Raw genomic sequence first — 15,269 nt, 5'->3', positions numbered from 1 at the left:
GTCACTGATACATGCCGAGGGGCCGCGCCTGCGAACTCGTCTCCTCGGCCCCCTGCATCCGCTCCGCGAGGCGCCGTTTCGCCTGCCGGATCTCAGCCGCGTGTTCGGTGAGTTCCGCGACCGGAATCTCGGCGTCGAGCAACGGTCCGATGCCGGCGTCGAGGAGGTGGGCCGCCGCCTCCGGGTCCGGGAACTGCGGCGTCGCCTCGACGACGAGGCCCATGGCCGTGGCGTCGGTGTGGAGCGCGTGATTCAGGAGCGCCCCGGTCGGCCCCGTGATCAGTCCCGGCTCCGTCGGCGGATCGATGTCGACGGCGCCGAGCCGCTCGCCCCCGTCGCCCGTCCCGACGCCGTAGAGTGCCGGCGTCGCCCCCTCCTCGCGTTCGCGCCCGATTCCACTGAGGTAGAGCGCCGTCACCTCGGCGTCGACGCTCCAGCCGCCCAGACAGTCCGCGAACTCCAGTGCCGCCCCCGGCGAGACGGGCACGTCGCTCTGGAGGACCAGCAGGTCCCGCGCCGCGTCGGCGTACAGCCGCACCGGCGTCGCCAGCTCCCGGTCGCCGGTCGCGTACGTCGTCACCGGCGGCAGCCCCTCGCAGTGGACGTTGGCGTAGTGGACCATGTCGAACGTCTCGACCAGGTGGTCGGCCGCGAGCTTCCCGACCAGGCCGACGCCCGGCAACCCCTCGACCAGCGTCGGTTCGTCGAATGCTACGTCGGCTCGGAGGACGTCGATTCCGCTCATAGCCGACGGTTGGTGTGCCACGCGTGTAAACGCTCGCGACTCGTGTGCCCATCTCACACTCACGCCGCTCCCAAAGGCACAAATCCACCCGTCCGCTACGCGGAGCATGGTTACGTTCCTCGCCGGCGGGACGGGGACGCCGAAGCTCCTCGACGGGGTCGACGCCGCGTTCGACCCGACCGCGGTCACGGTCGTCGCCAACACCGGCGACGACGTGGAACTCGGCGGCCACCTCGTCTGTCCCGACCTCGACACCGTCCTCTTTGCCGGCGGCGGCGTCCTCGACCGCGAGACGTGGTGGGGGATCGACGGCGACACGACTGCGACCCACGACGAACTCGCCCGCCTCGCAGAGGCCGCCGGGATCGGCGAGGCGTCGGGGGCGTCTCGGGGGAACGGCGACGCCGTCGGTGGCCCGCGATATCTCCCCCCGGACCGCCAGACTGCGGGCCGACGCATCGCCCGCTGGCGCCGCTTCTCCGGCGTCGCGGAGTTCATGGAGATCGGCGACCGCGACCGGGCCGTCCACGTCACGCGCACCAGCCTCCTCGACGAGGGCCGAACGCTCACCGAGGTGACCCGCATCCTCGCCGACGCCTTCGACCTCGACGCCGAACTCCTCCCGATGAGCGACGACCCCGTCGCCACCATCGTCCACACCGAGGAGGGCGCGATGCACTTCCAGGAGTACTGGGTCGCCCGCCGTGCCGACCCGACCGTCGAGGACGTGGAGTTCCGCGGCTCGGGAACAGCCGAGTCGACGCCGGCCGTCCGCGACGCCCTCGACGCCCCGGTCGTCATCGGCCCCTCCAACCCGGTGACGAGCGTCGGCCCCATCCGCGCGCTCCCCGGCGTCGACGACGCCCTCGCCGAGACGCCCGTCGTCGCCGTCTCGCCGTTCGTCGAGGACGAAGCCTTCTCCGGCCCCGCCCCCGCCCTCATGCGCGGCGTCGGCCTCGACCCCTCGACCGCCGGCGTCGCCGACGCCTACCCCTTCGCCGACGCGTTCGTCCTCGATGCCGACGACGGCACCGACCTCGACCGCCCGATCGTCCGCACCGACACCCGGATCGACGGCCCCGACGACGCTCGCCGAGTCGTCCGCGCCGTCGCGGACGCGTTCGAGGTGGCCTGATGCTCGCGCTCGCCAGCCTCAGCGGCGCCGCCGACGCCGACTGGGCGCGGGCCGGTGCCCCCTACGCCGACCTCGCTCTCCTCGGGGGGATTGCACTCGACGCCGACTCGCGGGGCGCCGCCCGCGAACTCGTCGCCCGCGGGCGCGAGGAGTTCCTCCCCGACGATCCGCTCGCCTTCGTCGACGCCCAGCTCGCCGCCCTCGACGACGCGCCGATCCGCGCCGGGATGAACGTCCGGAGCGCGACTGTCGCCCCGATCCGCGAGACCGCGTCGATCTGTGCCGATCACGACGCCGTTCTGGAGATCAACGCCCACTGCCGGCAGGACGAACTGTGCGCCGTCGGCTGTGGCGAGACGTTGCTCCGCGACACCGAGCGCCTCGCCGCCTTCGTCGCCGCGGCCGTCGACGCCGGCGCGACGGTGAGCGTGAAGGTGCGAGCCGAAGTCGACGGGGTGGCCCTCCCGGCGACGGCCCGCGCGCTGACCGATGCGGGCGCCGACGTGATCCACGTCGACGCGATGGACTCCGAACCCCTGATCGCCGACGTCGCAGCCGCGAGCGACGCCTTCGTCCTCGCCAACAACGGCGTCCGCGACCGGGCCACTGCGTGGGAGTACCTCGCCTACGGCGCCGACGGCGTCAGCGTCGGCCGCCCGAGCGACGACCCGGCGGTCCTCGAACGGGTCGCCCGGGCGGTGGCGGACTGGGAGCGTCGCGGGCGGGACGCCGGCCGCGACGGGGAGGTACCGGGATGAGTGGGGAAGAGCCGCGCTCCTCGGGCGGTGACGCACCGCGCCCGCCGACGCACCCACGCCCTCACATGTCGCCTCCCGACCACGCCGAACTCGCGCTCACGCTGGAGGTGGCGAGCACGCCCAAACCGGGCAACGTGGACCGCCACCGCGACCACGACGACCTGCGGTTCGAACACTTCCTGACCGGCGCGGTGGGGGCGCGGCCGGGACTGGAACTGGCCGGGACCGTCGGCGACGACCCACCGTCGCTCGGCGACGCCTTCGAGCGCGCGGTCCGGGGCATGAGCCAGCAGTCGGGCGGCAACACGCAGTTCGGCTGTCTGCTCCTCCTCGTCCCCCTCGTCCGCGCCGCGGCGACGGATCGCCTCTCGCCCGACGGCCTTCGGGCGATCACCGCCGCGACGACCGTCGACGACGCCGCCGGCTTCTACCGCGCGTTCGAACACGTCGACGTGGCGGTCGACGACCCGCCGGAGGACGTTCCCGACCTGGACGTGCGCCGCGGCGCCGACGCGGTGCCGACGCTCCGGGATCGGAAACTGACGCTCGCGGACGTGATGGAGTTGAGCGCCGACCGCGACGGCAACGCCGCCGAGTGGGCGAACGGCTTCGAGCGGGTCTTCGCCGCCGCCGAGGGAGTGCTCGACGACGAGGGACCGGTCACCGACCGCCTCGCGCGCGCCTTCCTCGATCTGCTGGCCGAGCGCCCCGACACGCTCGTCGCCGTCGAACACGGAAGCGAACGGGCCGCAGCCGTGAGTCGCGAGGCCGCTGCGGTGTGCGGTGACCTCGCTGCCGCCGAGGACCTGGCCGAGCGCTTCCTCGAGGAGGGGATCAACCCCGGCACGACCGCGGACCTCACCGCGGCCGCCGCGTTCGTCGCCCTCGAGTGGGGGGTGCCGCTGTGAGCGGCGGCAGTCAGGCCGACTGGCCCGTTCCCCTCCGCGGCGTCACCGAGTCCGTCGTCGCGACGCTCGGGCCGAACGACCGCTGGAATCAGGCGGCGCTCGGTCTCCACGCCCCCGACGACGCGGACGACCCCGTGACCGCGGTGACGTGGGGACGAACCCGGACCCGCGGCAACTTCGAGCGCCGGGGCGGGGGCGTGATCCAGTTCACGACCGACCCCCGCGAGTTCGTCGACGCGGCCCTCGACGTGACCGAAACCGACGAGCCGGTTCGGGAGGGGGCCGCCGCGTGGGTCGAGGTGGACGCCCGCCGGATCGAGGCGGGCGAGGACGGGGGCACCGAGTGGGTCCGCTGGGCGCTCGCGCCACGGTCCGCGACCGTCCGCGAGCGCACCGTCCCGACGATCAACCGCGGGTTCTACGCCGTCGTCGACGCGACGGTCGCCGCGTCACGGCTGGACGTGCCCACCTTCGACACCGAGACGCTGCTCGACCGCCTCGACTACTTCGCGGAGACGGTCGAGCGCTGTGGCGGCCCGGCGGAGCGCGAGGCGTTCGCCCGCATCGACGACCTGACGGGGTGGCGCGAACGGAACGAATCGTTTTAGTGGCCCAGCGGCGGAACGTACGGATATGGCCATCAAACCCAAATACGTCAAACAGCTCGGGGGCATCCTCCTGGAGCGGTATCCGGAGGCGTTCAACACCGACTTCGAGACCAACAAGGACAGCGTCACGAAGCTGACGAACGTGGAGTCGAAGGGCGTCCGCAACCGCATCGCGGGCTACATCACGCGCAAGAAGGCGAGCGCGGCCGCCAACGCCTGAGACGGAGCTCTTCTCGACGATAGCTCACGCCGACGAGTCGCGACCGTCGCCGTCCGGCTCCGCGGCACGCGGGAGTTCGACGTGGACGACCATCCCGCTCGGGTCGTTGGTCTCGGCCCACACGCAGCCGTCGTACTCCTGAACGAGCGCCTGCACGATGGAGAGGCCGAACCCACCCCAGTCGCGCGTGTGGGCGAACACCTCCTCGTCGAACAGTTGCGCCAGCCGTTCGGGCGGCACCCCCTCGCCGTCGTCGGCGACGGTGACCGTGACCGTCTCCGGATCGACCGACACCGTCGCCGTGACGCGGACCGACGCCGGGTCGTTGTGCTGGACCGCGTTCGTCAGGAGGTGCTCGAACACCGTCCCGACCATGCCGTCGGCGCGGACCCACACCGCCTGGTCGGACACGTCGCACTCGACTGTCGCCTCCGGAGAGGCCGTTCGCAGGTCCGCGACGGCCTCGGTCAGCGGTTCGCGCACGTCGATCCGTCGGTCGGTGCCGTCGGTCGATACGTCAGTCGCGAGCCGTCTGGCCGTCTGGATCAGATCGACGATTTCCTCGCCCCGGTGACGCGCCGCCGCGACGTCGTCGCGGCAGTCGGCCGGCACGGACGGTTCGACGGCGTCGAGTTTCGCCAACACGAGGTTCATGCCGTTGAGGACGTTGTGTCTGAGAAGGCGATTGAGGAACTCGACGCGGGCGCGCTCGCGGTCGAGGTCGGCTTCGCGTTCGACCCGCTCGGTCACGTCACGTAGCGCCGCCAGATGGCGGCCAGCGAGGACGTTCGGGGTGGCGGCGACGGCGATGGTCCGCGTCTCGCCGTCCGCTCGGACGAGTTCGTACTCGCCACGTTGGCCGGGACCATCGAGGAACGCCGACCAGTTCTCCTCGACCGCCAGGTCGTCGGGTGTGAACTCGGCGACGTGTTTCCCGATCAACTCCTCCCGCGGCAGGCCGAACAGATCGGCAGCCGCCGGATTCGCCTCCAGATACCGCCCCTCGTCGTCGACGACGACGAGGGCGTCGAGCGTCCCCTCGAACACCGCTCGAAAGCGACGCTCCTGCTGGCTCAGCCGCCGATTCCGACGCCGCGAGCGAACGTCGTACCGGCTGATGAGGAGGCCGGCGACTGCGCCGGTGGCACCCACGTCGTAGACGAGAAACCACTGCGACTCGACGACGTGGCCGTGCGCGACGTGGAGGGTGAGGAAATAGAGCGTGACGAGCACCGTAACGCCGAGGCCGACGGTGACCCAGAACGCCGTCACAAGCGGCGCCAGGTCGTCGTCGCTCAGCCAGCCCAGCCACGCTCCGACGCCGAGCAGAACGACACCGAATAGGAGCGGCAACGCGTCCCCGGCGAGCGCCTCGGCCGAGAGGGCGTGTCGGGACAGGTGATAGAACGGAATTCCGACGAGGAGGCCGCCGACGCCGGCGACGATTCCGCTTCCGAGTCGTCGTCGCCAGGCCGGGGAGAGTTGCGATCCGACGATATCGATCCAGCCGACCAATCCCGCGCGCCCGCTCCCGTATCCCTCGGCGACGGTGGGGCCGACGCGTACCTCGTCGGTCCGGCCGTGTTCTCCGCTCACGACGCTCGCGTACACGTGGGGTACGTATATGCCTACTGGACGGCGCCTTGCGCCGGACTCAGAACCGATCCGTTCGGCCCGACGCCGTCCACCCGTCGGTCGGTGCCGTCTCGGGGACGCGGATCGATCGCCCCTGTAGACCGTCGATCCGGCCGGCGAAGGCCCACTTGCGCCCCCGCCACGACTCCTCGTCGCCCGCGGCGGCCGCGGCGGCCGCGGCGGCCACGGCGCGGTCCCGGTCGGTGAGGTGGGCACCTACGGCGGCGGCGATGGCGGCCGCCTCCGCGTCGTCGGCGTCGTCGGGAACGTTCAGGTTCATATCGGGATGTTGCCGTGTTTCTTCTCCGGGTTGCTCTCGCGTTTCGTCTTCAGCATGTGCAGATCGTCGACGAGGCGCGCCCGGGTGTCCTGCGGTTCGATCACGTCGTCGATGAACCCGCGGTCGGCGGCGGTGTAGGGGTTGGCGAACTCCTCGCGGTACTCCTCGACGAGGTCCGCCCGTCGGGCGTCCGCGTCGTCCGCGTCCGCCAGTTCGTCGCTGTAGAGGACGTTCACGGCGCCTTCCGGCCCCATGACGGCGAGTTCGGCGGTCGGCCACGCGTAGTTCACGTCGGCGCCGAGATGTTTCGACGCCATGACGCAGTAGGCGCCGCCGTAGGCCTTCCGCGTGATGACCGTCAGCAGGGGAACGGTCGCCTCCGAGTAGGCGTAGAGCAGTTTCGCCCCGTGACGGATGATCCCGCGATGTTCCTGTTCGGTCCCCGGCATGTAGCCGGGCACGTCGACGAAGGTGAGGATGGGCACGTTGAAGGCGTCACAGAAGCGGACGAACCGCGAGGCCTTCATGCTCGCGTCGACGGTCAGCGTCCCGGCGTTCGACCGGGGCTGGTTGGCGACGACGCCGACCGAGTGGCCGTCGAGGCGGCCGAAGCCGACGACGACGTTTTTCGCCCAGCTGTCGTGGACCTCGAAGAAGGAGCCCTCGTCGACGGTGCCGCCGATCACGTCGATCATGTCGTACGGTTTCTGGGGCTGATCCGGGACGACGGTCTTCAGTTCGTCCGCCGAGCGCTCGGGGTCGTCCCACGGGTCGACCCGCGGCGGGTCCTCGACGTTGTTCTGCGGGAGATAGGAGAGTAGCCGGCGGATGTTGTCGAGTGCCGTCTCCTCGTCCTCGAAGGCGCGGTGGGCGACGCCGGTGCGAGAAGCGTGGGTGGTCGCTCCGCCGAGTTCCTCGAAGCTCACCTCCTCGCCCGTGACGGTCTTGATCACGTCCGGGCCGGTGATGAACATGTGGCTCGTGTCTTTCACCATGAAGATGAAGTCGGTGATGGCGGGCGAGTAGACGGCGCCGCCGGCGCAAGGGCCCATGATCCCCGAAATCTGGGGGACGACGCCGCTGGCTTGCTCGTTGCGGTGGAAGATGTCGGTGAAGCCCGCGAGGCTCCGCACCCCTTCCTGGATGCGCGCGCCCGCCGAGTCGTTGAGGCCGACGATGGGCGCGCCCACGTCCATCGCCTTGTCCATCACCTTGCAGATCTTCTCGGACATCACCTCGCCGAGCGATCCGCCGAAGACCGTGAAGTCGTGGGCGAAGACGAACGTCTTTCGGCCGTTCACCTCGCCGTACCCCGTCACGACGCCGTCGCCGGGGAGCTTGCGCTCCTCCATTCCGAACTTGCTGGTTCGGTGGGTACGGAACTGGTCGAACTCGCGGAAGGTCCCGTCGTCGAGGAAGTAGTCGACCCGCTCCCGGGCGGTCATCTTCCCCTTCGAGTGCTGGGACTCGATCCGGTCTTCGCCCCCACCGAGGAGCGCCCGCTCCCGTTTCTCCCGGAGCTCCTCGATCCGATCTTCCATGGTCATGGGCGACCACCTTTCATTATCCACTAAAGGTTCGAGGACTGGCAAAAGGATTCCGCCGGACTGACGAAACAGTTAGGTGGCTGCCGTGTGCCAACGACACATGGTACGAACGCACACGGGTGGGCACGGACGGCCGGCCGACGGCGGACGCCGGGAGGGCGCGAGGCCGTGAGCGATCACGACGTTCTCCTACACGGCGACCTGTGGGACGCTGCCCGGGGTCGCCGCCCGGATTCTTGGCTCGCAGTCGACGGCGGCGAGATCACGGGCGTCTACGACGACAAACCCGGCGACGGGGAGCGGGAACTGTCGGCCGATCTGCTCACGCCGGGACTGATCGACCTCCACGTCCATCTGGTGTGGGACGGGAGCGGCGATCCGGTGGCGACGCTTCGCCGACAGTCGGAGCAAGAACAGACGATCCACGCGGTGGAGATGGCCCGCAGACAGGTCGAGGGTGGCGTGACGACGATCCGCGATCTCGGCAGCACCCACGACATCGCCATCGCCGTCGCCGACGCGGCCCGGCGGGGACGGATCGTCGGCCCCCGGATCCACGCCAGCGGGAAGACGGTGATCATCACCGGGGGCCACGACCCGTTCTGGGGCATCCCGAGCGACGGGGTCGACGCGGTTCGGTCGACCGTCCGGGCCCAGCGGAGCAAGGGCGCCGATCTCATCAAGATCAGCGCCACCGGCGGCGTCTACGGGCAGGCCGTCGGCGAGGACCCGGGCGTCTCGGAGCTATCGCCCGCCGAAGTCGAGGCGGCCGTCGACGAGGCCCACCGCTTCGGGCTGCCGGTCGCGGTCCACGCCGTCGGCACGGACGGCATCGACGCCGCCGTCGAGGCGGGCGCCGACACCATCGAACACGGGAACCTGATGGCCGACGAGACGCTGGAGAAGCTGGACGGGTCGGACATCGTCTACGAGCCGACGCTGTTCATCTACGAGACGGTCGCGAAGGGGGGACCGACCGTGCCGGCGTACGCCCACGAGAACGCACAGCGGGTGGCCGAGCGCCACCACGAGGTGTTCGAGGCCGCGCTGGAACGCGACATCACCATCACGGCCGGCAGCGACGCCGGGTCGCCGAATGTCCCACATCCGGCGGTCCACCTCGAACTCGGCCGCCTCGTGGCCGGAGGGATGACCGAGGCGGCGGCGCTGACCGCGGCGACGCGGACGGCCGCCGAGTGTCTCGACCGGCCCGGGCTCGGCGTGCTCGCCTCCGGCACGCCCGCCGACGTGGTCGGGTTCGACGCCGACCCGTTCGACGACATCGGCGCGACCGGATCGCCGTCGGTGGTCGTCGCCGACGGCGCGGTCGTCCGGGACTGATCGGGCCCGGGACGGCGAGGACCGTCTCAAACCGCCGCCCGCCGCCGCAGTCCGGCGAGGACGACGGCGACGGCGACGACGGCGGCGACGACGGTGGGCCAGAAGCCCAGTCGGGCGTCGACGCCCGCCGTCGTCAGCAGCGTGAAGGTGAGGAAGACGGGGATGACGACGCCGACGGCGAACAGCCACGGCGTCGCCAGCCGGGTCGCGATCGGACCGGCGCCGGTGACGTACTCCGCCACCGCGTCGCGGCCGAGCACCCACCCCGCAAAGAGGAGGAACGCGAGGAGGCCGCCGGTGAGCAGGAAGTCGACCAGCGTTCCGGAGACGAACCCGAACAGCGCGGGCTGGAACGCGGTGATCGTCCCCGTCGTCGCGATGAGCGCGAGGAGCGTGCCGACGGCTCGCCGGCGCGACCAGCCGACTTCGTCGACGAGGACGGCGACCGGAATCTCGAGCATGCTGATCGAACTCGACAGCGCCGCGAAGGCGACGACGCCGAAAAACAGGATGGCCAGCACGCCTCCACCGGGCAGGGCGCCGAACGCGCCCGCGATGCCGACGAAGAGGGTACCCGGGCCGCCGCTCCCGGGGTCGATCCCCTGCGAGAACAGGAGCGGGAAGACCACCAGCCCGGCGAGGACGCCCACGCCCGTGTTGAGCAGGGCGATGACCGACCCGTCGAACGGGAGCGACCGATCCTCGTCGATGTAGGAGGCGTAGGTGATCATGGTGCCGGCGCCGACCGAGAGCGTAAAGAGCGCCTGCCCGGCCGCCGGGCCGAGGATCGAGAAGAAGTTCGCGCGGATCGTTTCGAGGTCGAAGGTGAGAAAGAAGTCGTAGCCGGCGCCCGCGCCCGACTGCGTGGAGACCCAGACGGCCATCCCGACGAGCAAGGCGAGGACGGCGGGCATCATCACTTTCGTCCCCAGTTCGATGCCGCGGCGGACGCCCCCGAGGACGATCAGGCCGGTGAGCGCGAGAAAGAGGAGGTGATAGCCCGCGGCGCCGACGCCGAAGGAGACGCTCCCGAAGTACGCGCCCGGGTCGGCGAGGTAGGCCGCGCCGCCGGTGAAGGGACCGGCCAGCGAGACCAGCAGGTATCGGAGGATCCAGCCGCCGACGACGCTGTAAAAGGAGAGGAGCGCGACGCCCGTGATCGCGGAGATGCCGCCGACGGCGGCCCAGACCCGCGACCCGGAGAGGTCACGGAGCGCGCCGACCGGGTTCCGCCGCGCCCGCCGACCGATCACGAACTCGCCGAGGAGCCCGGGGACGCCCACCCCCAGGACGATGACCAGATAGACGAGCAGGAAGGCGCTGCCGCCGTTCTCCGCGGTCATCCAGGGGAACCGCCAGATGTTCCCGAGGCCGACGGCGCTCCCGGCGGCGGCGAGGATGAAACCCGTCCGTGTCGCCCACGTCTCTCGTGTCATTGTTCCTCGGTCGGCGAACGCGGCTCAAGTGGGTTTCGAGTCGCCCGCGGTCTCTCGGTGAGCCTACACGATGGCCTCGGCGAGCAGTCCCGCGCGGACGGCGAGGCTCTGCAGGCCGAGCAAGAGGGTCACGAGGACGCCCAGCGGCACGACGGTGCGGACGAACCAGAGCCACGCGACGGCGCCCGACTCGCTCAGGCCGGTGCCGCGCCGGAGTTCCGCGACGGCGTCGCCGGCGTCGACCCACCCGACGAACAGGAGGAGGGCAAGCACCGAGAGCGGGAGCAGCAGGTTGTACGCGACGGCGTTGTACCAAGCGAGAATCGGTACGCCGAACGCGCTCGGCACGCCGAGGAGGAAGATGCCGAGACCGAGGGCGACGGCGATGGAGCGCCGCGAGCGGTCGGTGTTGTCGACGAGGTAGGAGGTGACGACTTCGAGGAGGCTAATCGCGGAGGACAGCGCCGCCAAGAGGAGGACGACGAAGAAGGCGACGCCGAGGAGTCGCCCCGCGGGGAGCTGTGCGAACGCGCCGGCGAGCGTGATGAACGCAGCGCCGAGGCCACCGCTCCCGGGATCGATGCCGAGCGAGAAGAGGATGGGAAAGACCACCAGCCCCGCCAGCAGGCCGACGAACGTGTTGAGGATCACGATGGTCCCACCGTCGGTCGGCAGGGAGTCGTCGCGGCCGAGATAGGAGGCGTAGGTGATCATCGCGCCCATCCCGAGCGAGAGGGTGAAGAAGGCCTGCCCGACGGCGGCGGGAAGGATGGAGCCGAGATTCGAGACGAGTGCGTCGATATCGGGCGAGAGGTAGTACGCGTAGCCGGCCGCACCACCCGGAAGCGTCCCGGCCCAGACGGCGAGGCCGCCCAGCAAGAGGACGATGCTCGGCACCATCAGCTTGGTCGAGCGTTCGATGCCGTCCGTGACGCCGAAGGCGACGACGCCGACGGTCAACGCCATGAAGACGGCGTGGAAGCCGACCGCCTCGGGGCCGGCGGCGATGGCGCCGAAGTACGCCTCCGATCCGGAGAAGTAGGCGCCGGTGGCGCTCCCGAGGACGTACCGAATGACCCAGCCGCCGACGACGCTGTAGAACGAGAGGATCCAGAACGCCGAGACGGTTCCGAGGACGCCCACCACCTTCCAGTTGCGGTGCCCGAGGCGGGCGAAGGCGTCTATCGGATTGCGCTCGGCCCGCCGGCCGACCACGAATTCCGAGAGCATTGCGGGGAAGCCGATCAGGAAGACGGCGAGGAGGTAGACGACGATGAACGCCGCGCCGCCGTTCGCGCCCGTCTGGAACGGGAACTGCCAGACGTTACCGAGTCCGACGGCACTCCCGACGGCCGCGAGGATGAACCCGAGACGCGTCGCCCACGTCTCTCGCTGTTGTTGGACCATGCGCCGGCTACCCTCAGCCCGGAAAAAAGGGTCACGATCCGGCTACGAGCGTGGGTATCGGTGCCGTGACGCACGGTTGTATCAGGCGAGACACCGGTACAGCTCGACCCGTATCGACGACTCCTCCCCCTGCGGGAAGTCGAGTCGACCGTGCGCGTTCTCGACGACCCACTTGGCCAGCCACAGTTCCAGCCCACGGCAGTGTTGCAGCGGCGTCTCGACGCCGTCGTCGAGCACCCGACGATCCCCCCGCGAGACGGGTTGGCCGTCGTAGCCCACGTCGATCACGACTCGCTCGGGCGGTCGATCCGAGACGGTGAGCGAGACCCGCGGATCGGCGTCCTGGTTTCGAATCGCGTACTCGATGAGTTCGGTAAGCGCTACGTCGAGATTCGTATCCGCCACCACTTCGACGTCGTTCACGCCCGAGACGGCGATATCCGCCTCCGGGAACGTCGTTTCGACCCGCTCCACCGCGCGGGCGACGAACGGCGCGAGCGACGTTCGTTCGACCGTCGAGCGGCTGATCGTCCGCTCCACGTACCGGGCCTTGTCGGCCACCTCGAAGATGTCGTTGACGTGGTCGATGGCGGTGTCGAGCCGCACCGCAAGCACGTCGTCGAGGTCCGCTCGGTCGGCGACGAGGGACAGTATCCCCCGGACGACGTTCAGGTCGTTGCGGATGTCGTGTCGAAGGATGCGGTTGACGACCGACAGCCGCTGTTCGCGCTGTGTCACTTGACTGCGGGCGTGGGCAAGGTCGTACATCTGCTCCAGCATCAGCCGGGCGTTCAACAGCCCGCCCCCATCCGAACGGTACTCGTTCGGAGGGATGTAGTAGGGGTTCTCACAGAGCCGGTAGCGGTAGATGATCTGTTCGTGGGTCCACAGCGCCTTGGCGACCGACTCGTCGTTGAACTGGTTCAGGTCGTACTGGCACAGCGCCGTGACGGGGAGGTCCGGACACGCTGCGTCGAAGTCGGCCTCGAAGCCGACGACGTGGTCGTAGGTGAGGTCGGTGTGGAAACACCACGAGAGTTCGCCCGCCACCCAGAGGCCGTCGTACTCGTCGGCGACGCTCTCGTGGCACGCGTCCGCGAGCAACGTGATCAGTTCGTCGGGGTCGAAGTTCGCCTGACGGTACGCGTCCTGGCCGTTTTCGATCAGCAGGTCACCGTTCTCCACCCGGCGCTCCACGTCGATGTCGGCCGTCCGAAACGCGCGTTCGACCGTCGACCGCGCGTTGGTGTCGACGAAGTAGAGGCAGCGATTTCCCGTCCGAAGTCCGTGTTTGACGAACGTCGCCGCCACTTCGAGCTGATTCTGTGGCGACTGATAGAAGAGCGCGAGATGCCGCGCCAGGTCCTCGCGTGCGAGTTCACTCCGGAGGGTATCGACCGTTCTCGCGTCCGACTCCCACGCTTCGCTCAGCGAGTACGATTCGGTCACGTATTCGACATTTCCAGCCGCAGTACCAAACAACTGTCGACACCGCCGCGTACCGGGCGTACGCTTATGAGGTCGCCGACCCAGGGGACCCACATGGACGCTTCGTTCGACTTCTCGGGCAACGTCGCGCTCGTGACGGGGGCCTGTGGCGCCCTCGGGAGCGCCGTCGCGGCGGCCTTCGCCGACGCGGGGGCGACGGTCTGTGGCACCGACATCGTCTCGCCCGACGACGAGGACGCACAGGTCGACGCGGAGACCATCGAGTTCTATCGGGGTGATTTCACCGACGAGGCGGACGTAGAACGGGTCGTCGACGCGGTCGTCGACGACCACGGTCGGCTGGACGCGCTGGTGAACGTCGCGGGGACCTGGCGTGGCGGCGATCCCATCCACGAGACGGACGCCGACCTGTTCGACTTCCTCTTCGACGTGAACCTGAAGACCATGTTCCTCGCCTCGAAACACGCCCTGCCCCACCTCCAGGAGACGGAGGGAGCCGTCGTCTCGGTGTCAGCCCGGTCGTCGCTGGAGGGTGGCGAGGGCGACGGCATCTACCGCGCGAGCAAGGCGGGCGTGCGCCTCCTGACCGAGACCATCGCCACGGAGAACCTGGGGACGGTCCGGGCCAACGCCGTCATGCCGAGCGTCATCGACACCCCGATGAACCGGGAGATGATGACGCCCGACGAGTCGTGGGTCGATCCGGCCGACATCGCCGACGTGGTGCTGTTCCTCTGTTCGGACGCCGCCACCGTGACCAGCGGGGCCGCCGTCCCCGTCTACGGCGAGGCCTAGCGTCGCGACCGTCTTCGATCAGCCGTTCGATGAGGACCGGTCGTCTAGGGCGTCACGACCAGCTTTCCGAGGAAGCTGTCGGCCATCACGTCCTCGTGGGCGGTGGCCACCTCGTCCAAGCCGTAGGTGGGAGCCACCTCGATTTCGAGGTCACCCTCGCCGAGCAGGTACGCGACGCGTTCGAGCGGGTCGGCCAGCCGTGGCGTGTTGAACATGCTCATGAACTGGTATGTGAGGTCCTTCCCGCGGGCGACGCCGTCGTTCGTGAACCCGATTTCGGGATCGTTCTCGCCGATGCCCACGATCCGACCGTCGTGCGCGGCCACGTCGGCGTCGAACTGCAGGTAGTCGTCGAGGCGGTGATCGAGGATCACGTCGGGGGCGCCGGCGCCGGCCACCGCGTCCCGCAGGTCGTCGCGGCCGTAATCCAGGACGACGTCGGCGCCGAGTTCGTGGAGTCGGTCGTGGTACGCCGGCGCGGCGGTGGTGACGACCCGGGCCCCGGCGACGCTCGCTATCTGGACGGCCGCGTGGCCGACGCCCCCGCTTCCGCCGTGGATCAGCGCGGTTTCGGCGGGTTCGAGGCCCGCGTGGTCGATCAGCGCGCGCCACGCCGTCACCGCGGCGACGCCCGCGCCGCCGGCCTCGACGACGTCGACGCCCGCCGGCAGGACCGCGAGTCGGTCGCTCGGCACCGCGACGTACTCCGCGCAGGCGCCGTAGTGGTCCTTGCTCAAGCCGGTGGCGACGACGGCGTCGCCCTCGCTCACGCCCTCGACGGCGGCCCCGACCTCGACCGCGTCGCCCGCGGCATCGACGCCGGGGATCATCGGGAGCGTGAACGGCTCGTACGACCCCGCGACGAAGTAGGTGTCGACGGGGTTGATCCCCGCCGCCGCTACCTCGATCAGCACCTCGTCGTCGGCCGGTTCGGGCCGGTCGACATCGTCGACTTGCAGTACCTCGGAACCACCGTAGTCGTGATAGCGGACTGCGCGCATGGAC

Annotated in this window: 15 protein-coding genes; 7 read left to right on the top strand and 8 right to left on the bottom strand. The window is 70.0% G+C overall.

Features of this window, described 5'->3' with window-relative positions; all coding sequences use genetic code 11:
- Window position 1: 1 nt before the first annotated feature.
- Window positions 2-745: a proteasome assembly chaperone family protein gene (locus DU484_RS13475; RefSeq protein ID WP_114586485.1), complete on the bottom strand. Its 744-nt coding sequence runs from the start codon at window positions 743-745 to the stop codon at window positions 2-4.
- A 106-nt stretch (window positions 746-851) separates the two neighbouring features.
- Between DU484_RS13475 and cofD the strand changes: the two genes are divergently transcribed.
- The 5 genes from cofD (at window position 852) to DU484_RS13450 (ending at window position 4,374) form a co-directional block, all read left to right on the top strand.
- Entirely contained in the window at window positions 852-1,880 is a 1,029-nt protein-coding gene (gene cofD, locus DU484_RS13470) for a 2-phospho-L-lactate transferase (RefSeq protein ID WP_114606198.1), read from the top strand.
- Window positions 1,880-2,638, top strand: a complete 759-nt coding sequence (locus tag DU484_RS20465; protein WP_114586483.1) for a tRNA-dihydrouridine synthase — start codon at window positions 1,880-1,882, stop codon at window positions 2,636-2,638. Before cofD ends, DU484_RS20465 begins: the two co-directional genes overlap by 1 nt.
- Window positions 2,639-2,703: 65 nt before the next feature.
- Window positions 2,704-3,546 (top strand): triphosphoribosyl-dephospho-CoA synthase, encoded by an 843-nt coding sequence (locus DU484_RS20460; protein ID WP_262342914.1) that lies wholly within the window; start codon window positions 2,704-2,706, stop codon window positions 3,544-3,546.
- Window positions 3,543-4,154 carry a DUF447 domain-containing protein gene (locus tag DU484_RS13455; protein ID WP_114586481.1) on the top strand — a complete coding sequence of 204 codons (612 nt, stop codon included), beginning with the start codon at window positions 3,543-3,545 and terminating at the stop codon, window positions 4,152-4,154. Before DU484_RS20460 ends, DU484_RS13455 begins: the two co-directional genes overlap by 4 nt.
- A 25-nt stretch (window positions 4,155-4,179) precedes the next feature.
- Window positions 4,180-4,374 (top strand): 30S ribosomal protein S17e, encoded by a 195-nt coding sequence (locus DU484_RS13450; protein ID WP_114586480.1) that lies wholly within the window; start codon window positions 4,180-4,182, stop codon window positions 4,372-4,374.
- A 24-nt stretch (window positions 4,375-4,398) separates the two neighbouring features.
- On the opposite strand, the gene DU484_RS13445 is transcribed toward DU484_RS13450, so the two are convergent.
- Genes DU484_RS13445 through DU484_RS13440 form a run of 3 tightly spaced genes read right to left on the bottom strand, consistent with a single transcriptional unit; the run spans window position 4,399 to window position 7,830 of the window.
- Window positions 4,399-5,970 carry a PAS domain S-box protein gene (locus tag DU484_RS13445; RefSeq protein WP_187347706.1) on the bottom strand — a complete coding sequence of 524 codons (1,572 nt, stop codon included), beginning with the start codon at window positions 5,968-5,970 and terminating at the stop codon, window positions 4,399-4,401.
- A gap of 58 nt (window positions 5,971-6,028) precedes the next feature.
- Window positions 6,029-6,289 carry an acc operon protein gene (locus DU484_RS20035; RefSeq protein ID WP_187347705.1) on the bottom strand — a complete coding sequence of 87 codons (261 nt, stop codon included), beginning with the start codon at window positions 6,287-6,289 and terminating at the stop codon, window positions 6,029-6,031.
- Complete coding sequence (locus DU484_RS13440) at window positions 6,286-7,830, bottom strand: acyl-CoA carboxylase subunit beta (protein WP_114606798.1); 1,545 nt, start codon at window positions 7,828-7,830, stop codon at window positions 6,286-6,288. Before DU484_RS13440 ends, DU484_RS20035 begins: the two co-directional genes overlap by 4 nt.
- 174 nt (window positions 7,831-8,004) lie before the next feature.
- On the opposite strand from DU484_RS13440, the gene DU484_RS13435 reads away from it, so the two are divergent.
- Window positions 8,005-9,177: an amidohydrolase family protein gene (locus tag DU484_RS13435; RefSeq protein ID WP_114606195.1), complete on the top strand. Its 1,173-nt coding sequence runs from the start codon at window positions 8,005-8,007 to the stop codon at window positions 9,175-9,177.
- A 26-nt stretch (window positions 9,178-9,203) separates the two neighbouring features.
- Here DU484_RS13435 and DU484_RS13430 read toward each other — a convergent pair whose 3' ends face one another.
- From DU484_RS13430 to DU484_RS13420, 3 genes are all read right to left on the bottom strand, one after another.
- The gene (locus DU484_RS13430) at window positions 9,204-10,613 is read right to left on the bottom strand and encodes a sodium-dependent transporter (RefSeq protein ID WP_114606194.1); all 1,410 of its coding nucleotides are present in this window, start codon (window positions 10,611-10,613) and stop codon (window positions 9,204-9,206) included.
- Window positions 10,614-10,676: 63 nt separating this feature from the next.
- Window positions 10,677-12,020, bottom strand: a complete 1,344-nt coding sequence (locus DU484_RS13425; RefSeq protein WP_114606193.1) for a sodium-dependent transporter — start codon at window positions 12,018-12,020, stop codon at window positions 10,677-10,679.
- 81 nt (window positions 12,021-12,101) lie between these two features.
- A complete protein-coding gene (locus DU484_RS13420; RefSeq protein WP_187347704.1) occupies window positions 12,102-13,469 on the bottom strand; it encodes an MEDS domain-containing protein in 1,368 nt (455 codons plus the stop codon).
- Window positions 13,470-13,562: 93 nt separating this feature from the next.
- Between DU484_RS13420 and DU484_RS13415 the strand changes: the two genes are divergently transcribed.
- Window positions 13,563-14,264 carry an SDR family oxidoreductase gene (locus DU484_RS13415; protein WP_114606191.1) on the top strand — a complete coding sequence of 234 codons (702 nt, stop codon included), beginning with the start codon at window positions 13,563-13,565 and terminating at the stop codon, window positions 14,262-14,264.
- A 44-nt stretch (window positions 14,265-14,308) separates the two neighbouring features.
- Here DU484_RS13415 and DU484_RS13410 read toward each other — a convergent pair whose 3' ends face one another.
- Window positions 14,309-15,265: an NADPH:quinone reductase gene (locus tag DU484_RS13410; protein ID WP_114606190.1), complete on the bottom strand. Its 957-nt coding sequence runs from the start codon at window positions 15,263-15,265 to the stop codon at window positions 14,309-14,311.
- Window positions 15,266-15,269: the final 4 nt, after the last annotated feature.

The sequence above is a fragment of the Haloplanus rubicundus genome (assembly GCF_003342675.1).
Lineage (GTDB): Archaea > Halobacteriota > Halobacteria > Halobacteriales > Haloferacaceae > Haloplanus > Haloplanus rubicundus.
The sequence above is the reverse complement of the archived record's forward strand: the minus strand, read 5'-3'. Positions and strand labels throughout refer to the sequence as shown.